The sequence below is a fragment of the Flavobacterium sp. ZB4P23 genome (genome assembly GCF_003970375.1).
Taxonomy (GTDB): Bacteria; Bacteroidota; Bacteroidia; order Flavobacteriales; family Flavobacteriaceae; genus Flavobacterium.
Genome location: NZ_RYDK01000005.1, coordinates 233318 through 251509, shown reverse-complemented (window position 1 = coordinate 251509; position 18192 = coordinate 233318). Strand labels below are relative to the sequence as shown.

Annotated in this window: 18 protein-coding genes; 8 read left to right on the top strand and 10 right to left on the bottom strand. The window is 34.5% G+C overall.

What is annotated here, in order from left to right; genetic code table 11:
• Positions 1 to 55: 55 nt before the first annotated feature.
• The 3 genes from EKL99_RS10385 (at position 56) to yajC (ending at position 2556) form a co-directional block, all read left to right on the top strand.
• On the top strand, positions 56 to 1162 hold the full coding sequence (locus EKL99_RS10385; RefSeq protein WP_126460240.1) for a Glu/Leu/Phe/Val dehydrogenase: 1107 nt from the start codon (positions 56 to 58) through the stop codon (positions 1160 to 1162).
• A 185-nt stretch (positions 1163 to 1347) separates the two neighbouring features.
• Positions 1348 to 2259, top strand: coding sequence for a transcription antitermination factor NusB (gene nusB / locus EKL99_RS10380; protein ID WP_126576920.1), 912 nt, complete (start codon positions 1348 to 1350; stop codon positions 2257 to 2259).
• A 24-nt stretch (positions 2260 to 2283) separates the two neighbouring features.
• A complete protein-coding gene (yajC, locus tag EKL99_RS10375) occupies positions 2284 to 2556 on the top strand; it encodes a preprotein translocase subunit YajC (RefSeq protein WP_126454584.1) in 273 nt (90 codons plus the stop codon).
• A 74-nt stretch (positions 2557 to 2630) separates the two neighbouring features.
• Here the strand turns inward: yajC and EKL99_RS14535 are convergent, their stop codons facing one another.
• The 3 genes from EKL99_RS14535 to pepT form a co-directional block, all read right to left on the bottom strand.
• Positions 2631 to 3092, bottom strand: a complete 462-nt coding sequence (locus tag EKL99_RS14535) for a hypothetical protein (protein ID WP_197037232.1) — start codon at positions 3090 to 3092, stop codon at positions 2631 to 2633.
• 309 nt (positions 3093 to 3401) lie between these two features.
• Entirely contained in the window at positions 3402 to 3572 is a 171-nt protein-coding gene (locus tag EKL99_RS14905; RefSeq protein WP_370453909.1) for a hypothetical protein, read from the bottom strand.
• Positions 3573 to 3660: 88 nt separating this feature from the next.
• Positions 3661 to 4914 carry a peptidase T gene (gene pepT, locus EKL99_RS10360; protein WP_126576904.1) on the bottom strand — a complete coding sequence of 418 codons (1254 nt, stop codon included), beginning with the start codon at positions 4912 to 4914 and terminating at the stop codon, positions 3661 to 3663.
• Between the two features lie 531 nt (positions 4915 to 5445).
• Here pepT and EKL99_RS10355 point away from each other — a divergent pair.
• A complete protein-coding gene (locus EKL99_RS10355) occupies positions 5446 to 6465 on the top strand; it encodes a quinone-dependent dihydroorotate dehydrogenase (protein WP_126561945.1) in 1020 nt (339 codons plus the stop codon).
• Here EKL99_RS10355 and EKL99_RS10350 read toward each other — a convergent pair.
• Positions 6451 to 7161: a DUF3307 domain-containing protein gene (locus EKL99_RS10350; RefSeq protein ID WP_126564477.1), complete on the bottom strand. Its 711-nt coding sequence runs from the start codon at positions 7159 to 7161 to the stop codon at positions 6451 to 6453. The two genes, EKL99_RS10355 and EKL99_RS10350, sit on opposite strands and share 15 nt — an antisense overlap.
• Positions 7158 to 7769, bottom strand: coding sequence for a hypothetical protein (locus EKL99_RS10345; RefSeq protein WP_126576903.1), 612 nt, complete (start codon positions 7767 to 7769; stop codon positions 7158 to 7160). Before EKL99_RS10345 ends, EKL99_RS10350 begins: the two co-directional genes overlap by 4 nt.
• Positions 7770 to 7967: 198 nt before the next feature.
• On the opposite strand from EKL99_RS10345, the gene EKL99_RS10340 reads away from it, so the two are divergent.
• The 3 genes from EKL99_RS10340 (at position 7968) to EKL99_RS10330 (ending at position 10882) form a co-directional block, all read left to right on the top strand.
• A complete protein-coding gene (locus tag EKL99_RS10340) occupies positions 7968 to 8831 on the top strand; it encodes a hydroxymethylglutaryl-CoA lyase (protein WP_126576902.1) in 864 nt (287 codons plus the stop codon).
• 108 nt (positions 8832 to 8939) lie between these two features.
• Positions 8940 to 9491 (top strand): hypothetical protein, encoded by a 552-nt coding sequence (locus EKL99_RS10335; protein ID WP_126576901.1) that lies wholly within the window; start codon positions 8940 to 8942, stop codon positions 9489 to 9491.
• Positions 9488 to 10882 (top strand): DUF5723 family protein, encoded by a 1395-nt coding sequence (locus tag EKL99_RS10330; RefSeq protein ID WP_126576900.1) that lies wholly within the window; start codon positions 9488 to 9490, stop codon positions 10880 to 10882. Before EKL99_RS10335 ends, EKL99_RS10330 begins: the two co-directional genes overlap by 4 nt.
• Positions 10883 to 11021: 139 nt before the next feature.
• Here EKL99_RS10330 and EKL99_RS14790 read toward each other — a convergent pair whose 3' ends face one another.
• Together EKL99_RS14790 and EKL99_RS10325 are read right to left on the bottom strand one after the other, a co-directional pair.
• The gene (locus EKL99_RS14790) at positions 11022 to 11144 is read right to left on the bottom strand and encodes a hypothetical protein (protein WP_255416411.1); all 123 of its coding nucleotides are present in this window, start codon (positions 11142 to 11144) and stop codon (positions 11022 to 11024) included.
• Between the two features lie 6 nt (positions 11145 to 11150).
• Entirely contained in the window at positions 11151 to 11432 is a 282-nt protein-coding gene (locus EKL99_RS10325; protein WP_158614925.1) for a cation-transporting P-type ATPase, read from the bottom strand.
• 85 nt (positions 11433 to 11517) lie between these two features.
• Here EKL99_RS10325 and guaB point away from each other — a divergent pair, with 85 nt between their 5' ends.
• The gene (gene guaB / locus EKL99_RS10320; RefSeq protein WP_126454571.1) at positions 11518 to 12990 is read left to right on the top strand and encodes an IMP dehydrogenase; all 1473 of its coding nucleotides are present in this window, start codon (positions 11518 to 11520) and stop codon (positions 12988 to 12990) included.
• 87 nt (positions 12991 to 13077) lie between these two features.
• Here the strand turns inward: guaB and EKL99_RS10315 are convergent, their stop codons facing one another.
• The 3 genes from EKL99_RS10315 to EKL99_RS10305 all read right to left on the bottom strand — a co-directional run bounded on the left by EKL99_RS10315 (position 13078) and on the right by EKL99_RS10305 (position 18063).
• Positions 13078 to 14961, bottom strand: coding sequence for a monovalent cation:proton antiporter-2 (CPA2) family protein (locus EKL99_RS10315; protein ID WP_126460265.1), 1884 nt, complete (start codon positions 14959 to 14961; stop codon positions 13078 to 13080).
• A 1-nt stretch (position 14962) separates the two neighbouring features.
• A complete protein-coding gene (locus EKL99_RS10310; RefSeq protein WP_126456328.1) occupies positions 14963 to 15568 on the bottom strand; it encodes an NAD(P)H-dependent oxidoreductase in 606 nt (201 codons plus the stop codon).
• Between the two features lie 254 nt (positions 15569 to 15822).
• The gene (locus tag EKL99_RS10305; protein ID WP_126554341.1) at positions 15823 to 18063 is read right to left on the bottom strand and encodes a cation:proton antiporter; all 2241 of its coding nucleotides are present in this window, start codon (positions 18061 to 18063) and stop codon (positions 15823 to 15825) included.
• Positions 18064 to 18192: the final 129 nt, after the last annotated feature.

Below are 18192 nucleotides of genomic sequence, written 5' to 3'. Positions count from 1 at the left end.
TTTGGATCGTCTTTTTGACAAATTCATAATTTTATCATTATAAAAATTTCACACTATGAATGCAGCTTTCACTACTGTAAAGGAACTTCAAAAAATGGATCCCGTTTTTGGTCAATTATCATTTGATGATCATGAACAAATTGTATTTTGCAACGACAAAGATACAGGTTTAAAAGCAATTATTGGTATTCATAATTCGGTTATGGGTCCTGCTTTGGGTGGTACGCGGATGTATAATTACGCGAATGAATGGGAAGCCCTAAACGACGTACTGCGACTTTCACGCGGAATGACTTTTAAAGCAGCAATTACAGGATTGAATATTGGTGGCGGTAAAGCGGTGATTATTGGCGATGCCAAAACACAAAAAACCCCGGAGTTGATGCGTAAATTTGGTGAATTCGTACATTCTTTAAGCGGACGATATATTACTGCTGAAGATGTGGGAATGGAAACTAAAGATATGGATACCGTAAGAGATGTAACGCCGTATGTTACTGGAATTTCTGAATCAAGAGGTGGTTCCGGAAACCCATCACCTGTTACGGCTTACGGAGTATATTTAGGCATGAAAGCGGCTGCAAAACAACAATTTGGGTCGGATGTTTTGAGTGGTAAGAAAGTATTGGTACAAGGAATTGGTCACGTTGGCGAAACATTAGTTGATTATTTGACTAAAGAAGGAGCTATTGTCACCATTGCTGATATCAATGAAGAAAAACTGAATGAAGTAGGAGCGAAGTACCATGCAGCAATTTTCAGAGGAGACGATTTGTACAGTGCTGATGTTGATATTTACGCGCCTTGTGCCATGGGAGCAACTTTAAATGACAATACTGTTTATAAAATTAAAGCCAAAGTTATTGCTGGAGCTGCTAATAATCAATTAGCGGATGAGAATGTTCACGGAGCAATTCTGCAAGAAAGAGGCATTTTATATGCGCCTGATTTTTTGATTAATGCCGGAGGAATTATTAATGTGTATGCTGAATTAGCACATTATGACAAAGCGGAGATCATGCGTAAAACAGAAAATATTTACAACACAACCTTAGAAATATTTGATTTTGCCCTTGCAAACAACATGACAACGCATCATGCGGCTTTGACGATTGCTCAAAATCGCATCTATCAAAGAAAAATAGAAAACAATAAAAAGTAGTTTTCAAGGCTCAGTTTTTAGTATTCAGCGAACATTTTTGTACCATTCACTGAATACTGTTGATTGAATGCAATAAAATAACCGATTATATATTTTATTTTAAAAAATGAAATACTTATTTTTGCACCCTAATTAATAAAAGTTCTTACAAGGTGGTAAATAGAAGACACATTCGCGTCAAGGTTATGCAATCCATTTATGCGATGCATCAAAGCGGTTCAGATAATCTGGAAAAAGAAGAAAAATTCCTTTTTTACAGTATCGACAATATTCAAGATTTATATCTTATAATGCTTTCTTCGCTGATTGAAATTTGCAAAACAGAAACTATTTTTTTGCATAAATCCAGTTTGAAACATCTTGCAACTCCTGAGGAACGTAAACCAAACGAAAAATTCATCAAAAATAGAATTTTTCAAATTCTTTCCGAAAATAATTCATTAAGTATCGCGCTGGAAAACCGTAAAATCAATAATTGGACGTTAAACGACGATTATATTTTATTGCTTTTGAATGATATTAAAGCCAGCACGTTGTATGCACAATACATGAATAATGCGGTGAACACCTTTGAGGAAGATCGACAGTTTATTGTTGATTTATTCATGGATGTAATTGTGCCTAACGAGAAATTGTATGAGTATCTGGAAGATGACAAATTGACTTGGGTGGATGATATTCCGTTAGTAAACACACATATTATCAAGCAATTGAAGGTAATCAAATCTGGTGAAGATGATAATTTCAGAGTGCCAAAGTTATATAAAGACAATGAAGATAAGGATTTCGTGAAAGACTTGTTCCGAAAAACAGTCTTGAATGAAACGGAATTAGCCAAGGAATACGTGGATAAAACGCCCAACTGGGACAGTGATAGGATTGCCGAAATAGATACTATCATTCTAAAAATGGCAATTTGTGAGTTCTTGAAATTCCCGTCTATTCCCGTAAAAGTAACTCTTAACGAATATTTAGAGGTTGCCAAAGAATATTCTACACCAAAAAGTAGTATTTTTATCAACGGAATATTAGATAGTCTCGTAAAAGAGCTTCAAGCCAGCAAAAGAATTATAAAAGCCGGTCGTGGCTTAATGTAATAATTAACAAATAAAAATAAAATTATGGAACAATTAACTCAATTTGCACCGTTTATATTAATGTTTGTGGTGATCTATTTCTTCATGATCAGACCGCAACAAAAAAGAGCAAAAAACGAAAAAGAATTTGAAAGCACACTGAAAGTAGGGGATAAAATTATCACCAAAAGTGGTCTTCACGGAAAAGTTTCTGAACTAGCGGATACAACGGTTGTTGTAGAGACGATGTCAGGAAAATTAAAAATGGAGCGTTCTGCTATTTCTATGGAAATGAGTGCAGTATTGAACAAAAAATAATTTTTGGTTTAAGAAATTAAAAAAGTCCCATCCGGTTTCGGATTGGGACTTTTTTTGGATAAAAAATAATCGAATTATTTTTTGTTTTTCTTTGCTTTCTTTGCTTTTTTAGATTTTGCTTTGGCTTTCTTGGCTTTTATCTTGGCTTTTACTTTTGCTTTTTTTGCTTTATCCTTTTTTGCTTTTTTTGCCTTTTTTGCTTTCGCTTTCGCTTTTTGCTTTGCTTTCTCTTTTGCGTCAGCTTTTTTAGCCTTTTTCTTGTCTTTGTCTTTCATGTCTTTGTCTTTTATTTTTAACTTCTTTTTAAGATCTTTTGTATCGTCCTTTTTATTTAGAACTTCCACAGTTGTATCGTCTTTGTCTTCTACTGAAATTTCTATGGTTTCTTCTATTGTTTCAGTTATTACTACTTCATTAAGTGGTACTATAATTTCTTCAGAAGGTTGGATAACTTTGTTTTTGGGTGCCCTTACGGGTTTATCAATTTCAGGTTTTACGGAAGTAGGTACTGTAGGATTTTCTTTTTTTTGTATCATAGTGTGTATTATTAGTGTCGTTTTTGATTTTATTAAAAACTTAAAAAAAACGGCTCAATGTTAATAAATGGTTAAGTAATTGTTAGCAAATATAGTGATTTAATTTATTTTCGAATGTTAAGCTTTTCAATATTCTAAATTGGAAGTTTCAAGTATACCAGAAATAGAGGTAGGAGACAATTGTTGATGAAAGACTATAAGTAAGATTTTAGGGAGATTTACTCTGAATGATTTGTAGTGAATGTTCTTTTCTTAGTGTTTTTTAAATTAAAAAGTCCCACTCTGAGTTCTTAGAAATGGGACTTAATGTCATCCATATTTGTCATTAAGACTAATATTTTCTGATAGTATTCGTATTCTTTTTTCAATACCGGAACGTTTAATTTCGTCTCGTTTTGCTGTTTCAAGATATGCTAAGAATTCGTATTGTTTGCAAGGATAGAATTTCTGAAATACTGCTGCTAATTCTGTTGTGGCAATAATTAATTTGAGAAATTATAATTAGGCATACCAATTATTATTTTTATCCCAAGAATAGGTATTGATTTTTGAATATTCTAAATTAGGCTTATTTTATAATTGAATCTCCTAATGCTGTTAGCTCAGCAATTTTCACGATTACTTCAACTGCTTTTTGCATGCTTTCAGCAGGAATGTATTCGTATTTTCCGTGAAAGTTGTGTCCTCCTGCAAATATATTAGGACATGGTAATCCTTTATAGGATAATTGTGAACCGTCTGTTCCACCACGAATAGGCTTAATAAGCGGTTTGATTCCTATTTCTTTCATTGCTTTTTCAGCAATATCTACAATGTGTTTTACAGGCAGAACCTTTTCTTTCATATTGTAATATTGATCTTTAATCTCAGTGATAACTATGTCTTCACCAAATTGTTTTGCAAATTTCTTATTGATTTTTCGAACAATTTTCTCGATTAATTCTTTACGCCTTTCGAACTTTTTCTTGTTATGATCCCGAATAATAAGTTCTAAAACGGTTTCTTCGATGCTTCCTGTTATGTGATGTACGTGAAAGAAACCTTCGTATCCTTTAGTTTCTTCAGGTGTTTCTCCGGAGGGGAGTTCATTGATAAAATCATTGGCAATCAGCATAGAGTTGATCATTTTCCCTTTGGCATAACCAGGATGTACGCTTTTGCCTTTGAAAGTGATTTTGGCACCAGCTGCATTAAAATTTTCATACTCTAATTCGCCTACCTGGCTACCATCCATAGTATACGCCCATTCAGCTCCAAATTTATCTACATCAAAATGGTGGGCACCACGACCAATTTCTTCGTCTGGTGTGAAGCCAATTCGTATTTTTCCGTGTTTGATTTCCGGGTTATTGATCAGAAACTCCATTGCGGTAACAATCTCTGTAATTCCGGCTTTGTCATCAGCTCCTAGTAATGTTGTGCCATCTGTAGTGATTAGTGTTTGTCCTTTATACTGCAGTAAATCTTTGAAATAACTCGGGGATAATACAATGTTTTTATCTGGATTTAATACAATATCTTTTCCATCATAATTGCGCACAATTTGAGGTTTTACATTGGCTCCACAAAAATCCGGAGAAGTGTCAAAATGAGAAATAAACCCTATGATTGGCACTTCATGAGCCACATTACTGGGCAAAGTAGCCATAATATATGATTTGTCATCTATTGTTACGTCTTGCATTCCTATAGCTTTTAATTCGTCAACCAGTTTATGGGCTAAAGTCCATTGTTTTTGGGTGCTTGGAGTAGTTTCTGAGTTTGAATCAGATTCGGTATCAATAATTACATAACTGATAAAACGGTCTATGATATGTTGCATTTTTCTTTGTTTTATGCAAATATAATCATTTTTTAAGGAGCATTTTTAAGTAAATGTTGGTGTGAATTTTGTTTGATTTAATCTTTTGAAATAACAATGCCTGCACTATTATTTTTGTGTCGGTATAGGCAAATAATTAACGATTATATTTTTGCCATTGGTATATCAGCGTTAAAACAATCGCGGAAAAGTTTCTATTTTCCATTTTTTTTGTCCAAAGTCCCAGTGATTTTCCTCTATCAATATAGGTACTATTTTTATATAAAAGTTGGTGATTCCGTCTTTTATTAAACCACTAAAAATAGGAATTAGATTTTTTCGGACTACTATTGCTTTACTGTTGGGCATCATGAATTAAAAGCATTACAATTTGTAATTCCTGCCGAGTCACCATTTTTACGGATCAGTACCTCTAATACGCGTTGTACTCCCGGATATTTTTAGTAATCAAAATGATTTATATAAATTATTTTCTAAATATTTATTTATCGGTTAGATAATTCTATTTTTGTACTCCATAACAACGCACCCATGTACAAATTACTTTTACGTCCCATACTTTTTTGGTTTGATCCTGAAAAAGTGCACTATTTTACTTTTTCATTAATTCACTTTTTGTCTAAAATCCCAGGGTTTTCTTCTCTTTTTAAATTGCTTTATGAAGTCAAGGATCCCCGATTAGAAACAGAAGTTTTTGGACTAAAATTTAAAAATCCCGTAGGACTTGCGGCTGGATTTGATAAAGACGCCAAGTTGTATAAAGAATTGTCCAGCTTTGGTTTTGGTTTTATCGAAATAGGAACACTTACCCCAAAAGGGCAGGAAGGAAACCCTAAAGAACGCTTGTTTCGTTTGAAAGAAGACAGCGCCATTATTAACCGAATGGGTTTCAACAACAGTGGAGTTCAAGAAGCGGTGGAACGATTAAAAAAAAATAAAGGTATTTTGATAGGTGGAAACATTGGAAAAAATAAGTTGACACCAAACGAAGAAGCGACTTCAGATTATGAAATATGTTTTGACGCTTTGTATGATTATGTGGACTATTTTGTAGTGAATGTGAGTTCGCCAAACACGCCAAATCTCCGTGCTTTGCAAGACAAAGAGCCATTGACGCAACTGTTGCAAACGTTGCAGAATAAGAATTTGGCAAAGCCAAAGCAAAAGCCAATTCTACTGAAAATTGCTCCTGATTTGACAGATGAGCAGTTACTTGACATTATTGCTATTATAAAGGAAACTAAAATCGCGGGCGTTATTGCTACTAATACTACAATTTTCCGTGAAGGATTGCAATCCGAAAATAAAGCCGAATTAGGGGGTTTGTCAGGAAAACCATTATCAAAACGGTCTACTGAAGTAATCCGTTTTTTAGCTGAGAAAAGCAATAAAGCCTTCCCGATTATTGGAGTAGGGGGAATTCATTCAGCCGAAGATGCAATAGAAAAATTAGACGCCGGTGCAAGTTTAATTCAGTTGTATACCGGTTTTATTTATGAAGGACCAGCTTTAGTGAAAGCCATAAATATGAAAATTTTAGAAAAATTCTAATATCCCATATTGTACTAAAAGCCCTGTCAATAAAGCAATTCCAAAACTTAATAAGGTTCCGATAAGAACATATTCAGTAAGTTTTCGGTCCTTGGCTTCTTTTAAATCTCCAAAACGGAAGATAGATTTTGCAGCCAATAGAAAACCGATGGCTTCAAAATGGGCACTAATTACAAAGTAAAAAACAAATAAGCGTTCTAATATTCCAATATAATTTCCAGCATTGGATAGAGAATCATCGTTTTTTTTGTTTTCTGGAGTCCAAATCGAAATGATATTTTTTATCAGTATCGATGTAGGTTGTGTCAGTAAAAGTATTCCGGTTGCAAAGATCCAAAATTGATTGTCATATGATGCAAAATCGATACGGTCGTTATTGTAAAATAGTGTAATTGCTATGAGCACGATAAGATGTAAAAGTTGGTCAATTAGGAACCAATTGCGTTTTGTTTTGTCTTTTTGAACGTGTAATTTCATAAAATCAATTCCTCCATGTGTTACCGCTAGTACAGTCGCAAACCAAACAAAATTAGCCTTACCAATTAAAATCCAAGCCAGAAAAAAGTGAATAAACGTGTGGATGTAAAGATAAATACTTTTATGTTTCCTGTTTTCTTTATCTAAAACCCAAGATGTGGGTTGCAACAAAAAATCACCAAGTAAATGGGCCAATAGTAGTTTTACAAAAATAATCATACACGGAGGTTTTTAATTTTTTTCCGAAAATGATTATCCAATTCCAATACCAAATCAAATTGTGCTCGTTTTCGTCTCCGACTTACAGCGGCTTGATTGATACCTAATTTTGTGCCTATTTCTTCTTGAGAAAGCATTTTGTTTGCCATAGAAACCACAATAAATTCAGCCGATTGCGCCAGCCAATTGTCCATAAAGGTCAATCCTAAACGCAGCATTAAATTTATTTCAGTATCTAAATCGCTAGTGCCGGAATTAATGGCTAAGGTCGTTTTTAGTTTTTTTAAAGTTTCAAAAAGTTCCCCGGATCGAACGAATGCAGTTCCGTTACTTTCGGAAATTGTTGCTCCAGAATAGGTTTTATCACCAAAACCAATACTCATTCTCGCATCGAGTTTCAGCGTTTTTAGATACGCTTTAATTTGAAAAGCTGTGAGTAGTGCTTCTTCAGGATTTATAATTTCTATTTGAAATTCGTCACCCCGATAAATTTCCCATTCACTCGGATTTTTACCTCTGGTATTCAATAGCTCTTTCAAGCCGTCAATCCATATTGCAGAAGGTAGTTGTCTCGAATTAATAATGTCTCCTGTGATTATACTTATCATATTTCAACTGTAATTAAAAAATCAAATTCAATTTCAAAAGGTTAGAATTAAATTATTACCAAATTACGTAATAATATTTGTTATTACCAAATTACGTAATATTTTAATTTATTACCAAAATAGGTAATAATGTCAATTTTAGAAATTTTAAAAATCATAATTTAATAATCTTAATTGTTTTTCTATCTTTGGCTTTCTATGGAACCAATAAAAATTATAGAATGTCCACGGGATGCCATGCAAGGCATCAAACCTTTTATTCCTACGACAAGAAAAGTGACTTATATTCAGTCTTTGTTGCGTGTGGGTTTTGATACTATAGATTTTGGAAGCTTTGTTTCACCAAAAGCAATTCCGCAAATGCAGGATACAGCAGAAGTTCTGGCACAACTTGATTTATCTCAAACCAAAAGCAAATTATTGGCTATTATTGCCAATACACAAGGTGCAACTCTTGCGGCTGTTCATCCTGAAATACGCTATTTGGGCTTCCCATTTTCGATTTCTGAGAATTTCCAAATGCGGAATACCCACAAAACCATAGCTGAATCGTTAATTACCTTACAAGAAATTCTTGAAATTGCAGCTAAAAGCAACAAAGAAGTCGTGGCGTATTTATCAATGGGTTTTGGAAATCCTTATGGTGATCCATGGAACGTTGAAATTGTTGGTGAATGGACTCAAAAATTGGCCAGTATGGGAGTCAAAATCCTGTCGCTTTCGGACACAGTAGGAAGTTCTGCCCCTGATGTAATCTCGTATTTGTTTTCAAATTTAATTCCACAATATCCAGAAATAGAATTTGGTGCACACCTCCATACCACACCTGATAAATGGTTTGAGAAAATTGATGCCGCTTATAAAGCAGGATGCCGTCGTTTTGATGGTGCCATTCAGGGTTTTGGTGGTTGTCCGATGGCTACTGATGATCTGACTGGGAACATGCCCACGGAGAAATTATTATCATATTTTACTGCCCAAAAAGAATATACGAATATGAGTCCAATGAGTTTTGAAAGTACTTATAATGAGGCTTCTAAGTTGTTTGGAGAGTTTCACTAGAAATAAAAGAAAGGAAACCGTGTGGAACTCTTTTATTTTGGCAATAATAAGTTTATCATTGATGCGTTAAGTATACGAATCAAATTTTTTTCTTTAACGTATCATACCATGAGACTACTGGCTTTCAATAGAGTTATAGGAATACTAATATTGTTGTTGTTCTCTTTTTCATGCGCGAGTGATTTAGATTATGATCAGGTGAACACTTTAAAGTTAGAGCCTGTTTTTGTATCTAATTTAGCATATTTTGATATTCCGGCAAAAGATTTTGTCACCAATGGAGTAGAGCAAAGCGTGATCTATGATGCACCCGTATTGGATGTGTTTAATGATGATTTTTTTAGACAGCGATTAAAAAAAGTGGAACTTTCATTTGAAATGGAAAACACCATTAGTAGAGCATATTCAGTGGATCTAGTGTTTTTGGACAAAAATTACCAACGCGTTCACGCTATAAATTTTACTGTTCCGGCTTATACCGGTCTGGAAAACAAAATGACTAAGACAGAAACTTTTGAAAATGCCCAGCTTGATTTATTAAAAAGAACTACCAGAATTGCTTTTACACTGACAATGTCGCCTGGTGCACTATTGAACGAGGATAGTGCTGGGAGTTTGAAACTGCGTTCAGGTGCAACCGCTTATTTAGTGCTGGAATGAGAAAAGTAATCTTAATTTTTATTTTATTTCTAGCTGTAGATTGCTTTTCGCAAAACAAACAAATTTTATATAATTTCACTTCAGTTCCTCAGTCTTTGATGACTAATCCGGGAGCAGATTTCAAATATAATTGGTATTTTGGAGTTCCTTTATTGTCTGGAATTTCTGCAAATGTAGGCTCAAGCGGATTTTCGGCGTATGATTTATTTGCGGATAACGGAGTCGATTTTAATGTAAAATTACGCAATGCAGTATTCTCATCTTCTAGAAAAGACAGAGTAGCGATCAATGAACAAATAGAAATTTTTAACGGAGGTTTTAAAATCAAAGGAGAACAAAATGATTCTTATATTTCGTTTGGGATGTATCAGGAATTTGATATGTTGAGTTATGTTCCTAAAGACATTGCCATTTTAGCTTTAGACGGAAATAGTGCTTATCTGGGAAAAGTTTTTAATTTAGGTGATTTGAGTGTCAAAGCAGAATTGCTAACGGTATTTCATGTTGGATTTCATAAAAACATCAATGAAAAGTTTATTTTAGGAGTACGAGGGAAAATTTATTCGAGTATTTACAATGCTAATTCTACCAATAACTCAGGCTACATTTACACTATTCCTTCCACTACAGGAGTCTATGAACAGATAATTTATTCACAATTACAACTCAATACGTCTGGAATTGCTCAATATGATGATGAGAATTACGAGCCTAATGTGGCGAAAGACATTACTAAAAGAGCTTTTTTAGGAGGTAATTTAGGTTTGGGATTTGATGCTGGTTTTACCTATTATCCAAAGAAAAACATACAGCTTACGGCCAGTGTTATTGATGTGGGTTTTATTAAACACAGCAAAGAAGTAGAGAGTTTAACATACAAAGGAACCTATAAGTATGAAGGTGTGATTCCAAATTTCAGTTCCGGTAATTCAGCAGGAAACGGATACAAGGAATTCAATGATGCCATTCCTTTGGACACCTTATATGCGGATTATACAACTTGGCGACCGGCAAAATTTAATACTTCGGTTCAGTATTCGTTTGACGAAGAAAGACCAGAAGATTGCAATTGTCTTAATTATGATCCGGAAACTATTTATAAAAGTGCAGTTGGCGCTCAATTATTTGTTATGTCTACACCACGAACTCCACTAGTCGCTTTTACCACCTATTACAGGCGAAAACTCTTCAAGGCATTGCAAATGAAAGCCACGTACACCATAGATTCGTATTCGTATAAGAATATAGGATTGGGATTGTCCAGTCATTTTGGACCAGTAAATTTCTATATTCTTGCTGATAATCTTTTGGAATACCGCGATGTTACCAAGGCAAATAGTCTTTCTTTTCAACTGGGGTTAAATGTTATTTTCAAAAACAATAAAAAATAAAGTACTATCTAACAATACTTCGTTAGTTTTTAAGCTGCTATTTTTCCATAATTCAAGAGTTCCCGAATGATTGCCCTATTTTTATGCCTAGTTGAGTTTTGTTGCCAACAACTATTTCCTCGCTTGAAATTTCAATGATTTAGCCGTTGCAGATGACTTTGCTTTTGTATCGGAATAATTTTTTTAAGGCTTCAATTACTGTTCTGCTTTTGGATTCCGGATACAGTGAAATAGCGGAAACCAATACAATTGCTACACTCATCAAAATTCAGTTTCCATAATCACTAATAATGAAATAAGCACTAGTTGCGGAGAGTAATAGTAAGAACATTAGTTCCTTTACCATTTCGAATAGGGATTTCAAGAACTGATTTTTATCTTGATTGACTATTGCATTCGAGCCAAATTTTGTTCTCGAAAGAAAAACGGCTTCATTAGAAAGTCCTTTTAATTGGTGTGGGTTTCTGTCATAGCAAAATAAATTAAACCGATTTTCTGGATTGGAAACCAAGGTGTATTTTAGAACCAAAGAATTGACTTTGAACGGCAATTTAATTATTTATTGGAAAATGATAGCGATTTTTTGCTTAAAATTATCTATATTTGCACGCAATTAAACTCCAACTACAATTGCAATGATCGCACACAACTCTAAGATTATCGGTGAAGGATTAACTTACGATGATGTTCTATTAGTTCCCAACTACTCAAATGTGCTTCCTCGCGAAGTGAGTATTCAATCCAAATTTTCAAGAAATATAACGTTAAATGTTCCTATTGTATCCGCTGCTATGGATACCGTAACCGAAAGCGCGATGGCAATTGCGATGGCTCAAGAAGGTGGAATAGGCGTTTTGCATAAAAATATGACCATCGAACAGCAAGCTGCGAAAGTTAGAAAAGTAAAACGAGCCGAATCCGGTATGATTATCGATCCCGTTACTTTGCCATTAACTTCAACAGTAGCAGATGCCAAAAATGCCATGAAAGAATTTGGTATTGGAGGTATTCCAATTGTAGATGAAAATCAAATATTAAAAGGAATCGTTACCAATAGAGATTTACGTTTTGAAAAAAATAGTTCAAGACCTATTGTTGAGGTTATGACCAGTGAAAACTTAGTAACTGTTGCCGAAGGTACCTCTCTGGAACAAGCAGAAGTAGTTTTGCAAGGTCATAAAATTGAAAAACTTCCAGTAGTAAATGCTGATTATAAATTAGTGGGCCTGATTACCTTTAGAGACATCACTAAATTGACTCAAAAACCAAATGCAAACAAAGACAAATACGGACGTTTACGTGTAGCTGCAGCGTTAGGTGTAACTGCCGATGCTGTTGAAAGGGCTACTGCTTTGGTTAATGCCGGAGTAGATGCAGTTATTATCGATACTGCTCATGGACATACGAAAGGAGTTGTCGATGTACTAAAATTAGTTAAAGCGAAATTCCCTAACTTAGACGTTATTGTTGGTAATATTGCCACTGCTGAAGCAGCTAAATATCTAGTTGAGAATGGTGCAGATGGAGTAAAAGTAGGGATTGGTCCAGGGTCTATTTGTACGACTCGTATTGTAGCAGGCGTTGGTTTTCCTCAGTTTTCAGCTGTTCTTGAAGTAGCTGCGGCGATCAAAGGTTCTGGAGTTCCAGTTATTGCTGATGGTGGAATTCGTTACACTGGAGATATTCCAAAAGCTATTGCTGCAGGAGCTGATTGTGTAATGTTAGGATCATTATTAGCAGGTACCATGGAATCTCCAGGAGAAACTATTATTTTCGAAGGCAGAAAATTTAAGTCGTACCGTGGAATGGGTTCTGTTGAAGCAATGCAAGAAGGTTCTAAAGACCGTTATTTTCAAGATGTAGAAGATGATGTAAAAAAGCTGGTTCCGGAAGGAATTGTAGGAAGGGTTCCTTACAAAGGGGAATTGAACGAAAGCATGCAACAATTTATTGGTGGTCTTCGTGCCGGAATGGGGTATTGTGGCTCTAAAGACATTCCAACTTTACAGGAAACCGGTCGTTTTGTTCGCATAACAGCTAGCGGAATCAATGAAAGTCATCCTCATAATGTAACCATTACAAAAGAAGCGCCTAATTATTCAAGATAATTTTTAGTTTTTTTAAACAATAAAAAAAGGCATAATTAATTCCGCTTAAGGTTTTAATTATGTCTTTTTTCAGTTTTCGGAAAATCGTTATTCTGTAGTATCTGCTAAGTTGTTTTTCAAATGCTCGCTGTCCCAACTGTGATTGGTGGCAGCAACTTGGGAATAAATATCACTTTTCAACAATTGTTCCTGTAATTCAATTTCTTCTTTTACGGTGATCAGATAGGCCATTTTATCATGACGTTTTTCCGCCAATTTTCGGGTGGTAATTTCATCATATTTTATAAATTGCTGCCCTTGCCTGGTAGCGGTATATTTCCTGTGACCTAATTCTACTAAGGCATCTACCCCCATATTGACCGCACTGTATAACGTTTCCCGATAAATGTGTTCTACTTTATGGTCAATTAATTCATAGGCATCAATCCGGTTTCGGGCACGAGTTAAGATCTTTAAATTTGGGAAGTGTTTTTTTAAGGTTTCAATTACTTGCAAATTTACCGTAGGATTATCAATGGCAGCAATAAAAAGTTTGGCAGTATCACAACCTGCAGCTTTCAATAATTCTAAACGAGTGGCATCTCCATAATATACTTTGAATCCCATTTTTCGTAATACATCTATTCGATCAGAATCATAATCTAGGATCGTTGATTTTACGTTATTGGCTCTTAATAGGCGTCCAACTGTACTCCCAAAATGACCAAAACCAGCTATGATTACAGGATTGTCTTCATCAATATAATCACTGTCTTTTTTTGTTTCCTTTTCTTGAAATTTTGAATTAGGATAAATTAAGCGTTCATTTATTAACAGTAAAAAAGGTGTTGCTATCATACTCATAGCAATAACAGCCATGATTTGATTGGCCAAAATGTTAGGAATGATGTTTAGCTGCATAGAGAAGCTCATGATTACAAAACCAAATTCTCCTGCCTGACTTAACCCAAAAGCAAATAATAGGTTTTGGTCTATTTTCTTTTTATGAAAGCGGCTGATTATAAATAAAACGAAAAACTTAACCAAAGTAAGAATAGCTCCAAAAACAAATATGAAAAGGGGATTGTCAAGAATCAGTTTAAAGTTTATCGATGCGCCTACTCCAAGAAAAAAAAGACCAAGCAGTAATCCTTTAAACGGAGCAATATCCCCTTCCAGCTCATGACGAAATTCAGAGTTGGCCAGTACGACTCCAGCCATAAATGCTCCTAGAGCGGGACTTAACCCAACCAGCTGCATCAAATAAGAAACGCCTACAACTAATAACAATGCCGATGCGGTGAACAATTCCTGCAACCGAGTTTTGGCGATAATATGCAATAGCGGAACAAATAAAAAGCGGCCTGCAAAATATATTGTTGATATACATCCGATGACTATTAAAGTTTGCAACCAGCTGGAGAAACCTGTAATTAGGGATTGTTGAATTTCATTTGTAGTTTCTAGATTTACGGTAGATAAAAGCGGCAAAAATGCTAAAATCGGAATTACGGCGATGTCCTGAAAAAGAAGAACAGCAAATGACGAACGTCCCACGGAAGTATTAGATAATCCTTTTTCTTTTAAAGTTTGCAATACAATGGCCGTAGAGGATAATGCGAGCGCTAAGGAAACGGCCAGTGTGGTTTCCCATTTCCAATCCATAAAATAAAGACATCCAAAAAATAAAAGAAGCGTTGTTCCTACTAATTGTGCGGAACCCATTCCAATAATAAATTTCCTCATTTTCCAAAACTTACTGGGTTCCAGTTCTAAACCAATTAAAAACAACATCATCACAACGCCAAATTCAGCAAAATGCATAATATCCTGGCCTTCCTGACCAATAAACCCCATTACATAAGGCCCTATTATTATGCCGGCAAATAAATAGCCTAAAATAGAACTTAATCCTAATTTTTTAGCAATAGGAACACAAATAACGGCAGCTGATAAATAAATAATAGCCTGAAGTAAAAAATTGGTATCCATGTTATTGTTGTATTGTGGCAAACCATTCGTTCAAATAATGGTACTGCAAAAGTACTTCCGTATCTAAATTATTGTTGTTTATGTAATCTAGAAAATGGCCATACATTAAACCGTTTTGTTTATAATCATCTTTGGACATATTGTGTGTGCCATGCACAACAAAAGGGGGTAAGTAAATCATGTTGCATACTTTTGCGGTTTGGTTAAACGGCTCGAGCAATTCGGGAATACTGTACCGTTCACTGCCGGTTTTGCAATAATTTTCTTTGTCTCCGCCGGTAGTAATTACTTGAAAAATAATTTTATCTTGCAAGGCTTTTCCTTTTTTTCCGTATGCCCAGTTGTGTTCCAGTACCATATCAATCCATTGTTTCATCAATGGCGGACAACTATACCAGTACATGGGATGATGCCAAATGATGATGTCATGCTGACTTAACAAAACCTGTTCGTGTTTTACATCAATATCAAAATCAGGATACTCTTCGTATAAATCATGGAAAGTTATGTTTTCTGATTCTGGAATATTTTCCACCAAGGCTTTATTTGCGTGCGATTTCTCGTAAAGTGGATGGGAAAATAGGATTAATATTTTGTTTTTTGACATAAAATTGATAAGGTGATTAGCTTATTGAATTATATTTTTTTTTCGCATTTAAAATTTAATAATGATATTAATTGCTACAGTACTACTAAAAATAAAACAAGAAATCCTGGCAAAAAAATCGATAGATTTATTGAGAACGTCTCTTAATAAAGATAATAATTTATTTTAGACGATGGTAAAATACATCTCAAATAAAAGAGGACCCTGTTGAATTATAATTTTATCAAACTTGGAGTACAACAAAAGACCTTGTTTTACTTTTCAAAAAAGGCAGTGAGTAATTTTTCGTTTCCTACAATCCAAAGAATATCATTTTTCTCTAAGATAATATCCGAATTCGGGTTAAGAATCCGTTTTTCATTTCTTTCAATCCCGACGATCAGACCATTCGTTTTTTCTCTTAGCTGTGATTTCCGAATGCTTTTTCCGATAAATTCTTCATTTTCTAGTTCTACTTGTTTTAATATTATAGCGGTTTCTTGTACTAATTCAGGAACTTCAATTTCATTCTGATCCAGATAAGATTTAAATATTTGAACTTGGTCATCGGTTCCAATGACGCAAATTTCATCACCGGGAAATACACGTTCATTGCCATCAGGAATATTTATAGTAATGCCTCCACGTTTTATAAAAGCAATATTAATACCCATGTTTTCTCGGATTTCAAGTTCATTCAATGCTTTACCTGCCAGATTTGATTCTTTGGTAATTTCGAAAAATGCCATATGCCCGTCCCAAGGAGTTAAATCACTTCGTTTCTTCTGTGCTTGAGAAATTTCTCTATCATTGAAATTTCGAAAAAAGTGAAGTTCAATTTTATTGTACAAAGTGTTTAATTTTTTTGGGAACAATAAATAAACAGATATTGCAGCGATCAAAGCGACGAAGGCTATCCAAGGCGACAAAAAATTATTTAATAAGAAGCCAATAAAAAAGATTCCTAAACTAATTCGGATTAGAATCAATACCATTATTGGACCACGATGTTTGCCTGCTTTTTGTAAAGCTTCAATCTGCTCTACCGCCACTTTTCTGAAGGATAACGCCCATAAAAAAGGAGCTATTATTATGGATGTTACCAAGGCTGCTGCTGCGTTTCCAAATTTAGAACTTTCTGTCATTGGAATAATATAGCGGTCAGATAAAATAATTATGGCAATAATAATTACAGAATGAACCACAATTTGTGACAACTTTGCTTTCAAAACAATCTGCCAATTACTGGTCGTTTTTACAGATTGTGAATTCACACTATATCGATCTATAGCATCTATCAATTTTTTAGGCAGTATTTTTATTAAGCGTTCATAAACTGGCAACGCTATTTTGATCATAAATGGGGTAGTGAAAGTCGTTACTGCTGAAACTGCAACAATAATTGGATACACAAAATCACTTGTCACTTTTAATGTCATTCCCAAGGTGGCAATGATAAAAGAAAACTCGCCAATTTGTGCTAAACTCATCCCTGACTGGACTGATTGCTTTAGGGGCTGACCGGCAATTAGCGCTCCAAACATCGTACTTATCGATTTTCCAAAAATTGTAATTAACGTGATTACTACAACAGGGACTGCATATTCTACTAAAGTATTTGGGTTGATTAACATTCCTACCGATACAAAGAAAACAGCTCCAAATAAATCTTTTACGGGTTTAATTAAATGCTCAATTCTTTCTGAATGAATGGTTTCAGCAATGATAGAGCCCATTATAAAGGCACCTAGTGCTGGGGAAAAACCTGCTTTTGTAGCTAAGATAACCATCATTAAACAGAGTGCGATTGATATTATCAATAGGGTTTCCTCATTGAATAAATTTTTTGCTTTTTTAAGAAGGGTGGGTATGAAAAAGATACCACCTACAAACCATAATATTAAGAAGAAAAAGAGTTTTAAAACAGATTCGAATAACTCCATTCCTGAAAATTGTTTACTGACAGCTATTGTTGAAAGTAAGACCATCAGCAAAATGGCTACAATATCCTCTATTATCAAGGTTCCAAAAACAATTCCAGCAAATTTTTTCCCCTTTACATTCAGCTCATCAAAAGCACGAAGAATAATTGTTGTTGAAGACATCGATAAAATAGCGCCTAAAAAAATACTATCCATCAAGGACCATCCCATCCATTGTCCGACGAGATACCCTAAAACGATCATAGTGGTTATTTGAAACAGCGCCGTAATAGCGGCTGTACCTCCAACTTTCATCAGTTTTTTAAAACTAAATTCCAGGCCTAAACTAAATAAAAGGAAAATAACACCAATCTCAGCCCAGACTTCGATACTGTTTATTTCTTGTACTGATGGAAAAAAAATAAAATTTGGCCCCGCTAAAAAACCAGCGATTAAATATCCTAAGACTAAAGGTTGTCTTATTTTTTTGAATAAAAGTACCGCAACTGCAGCGGTCATTAATATTAATCCTAAATCACTGATCAGAGGATGTAAATGTTGTGTTATTTGTGATGTTGCTTCTATGGGATTCATTGATGGATGTACTGATTTGTATTAAATGTTTTTTGGTATTGTTGTAATATATAATTTTATTATTATTTATCAAAAAAAACGTTAAAGGATAACTTTTTTTTATGATAATTTTAGTCTTAAAAGAAAATT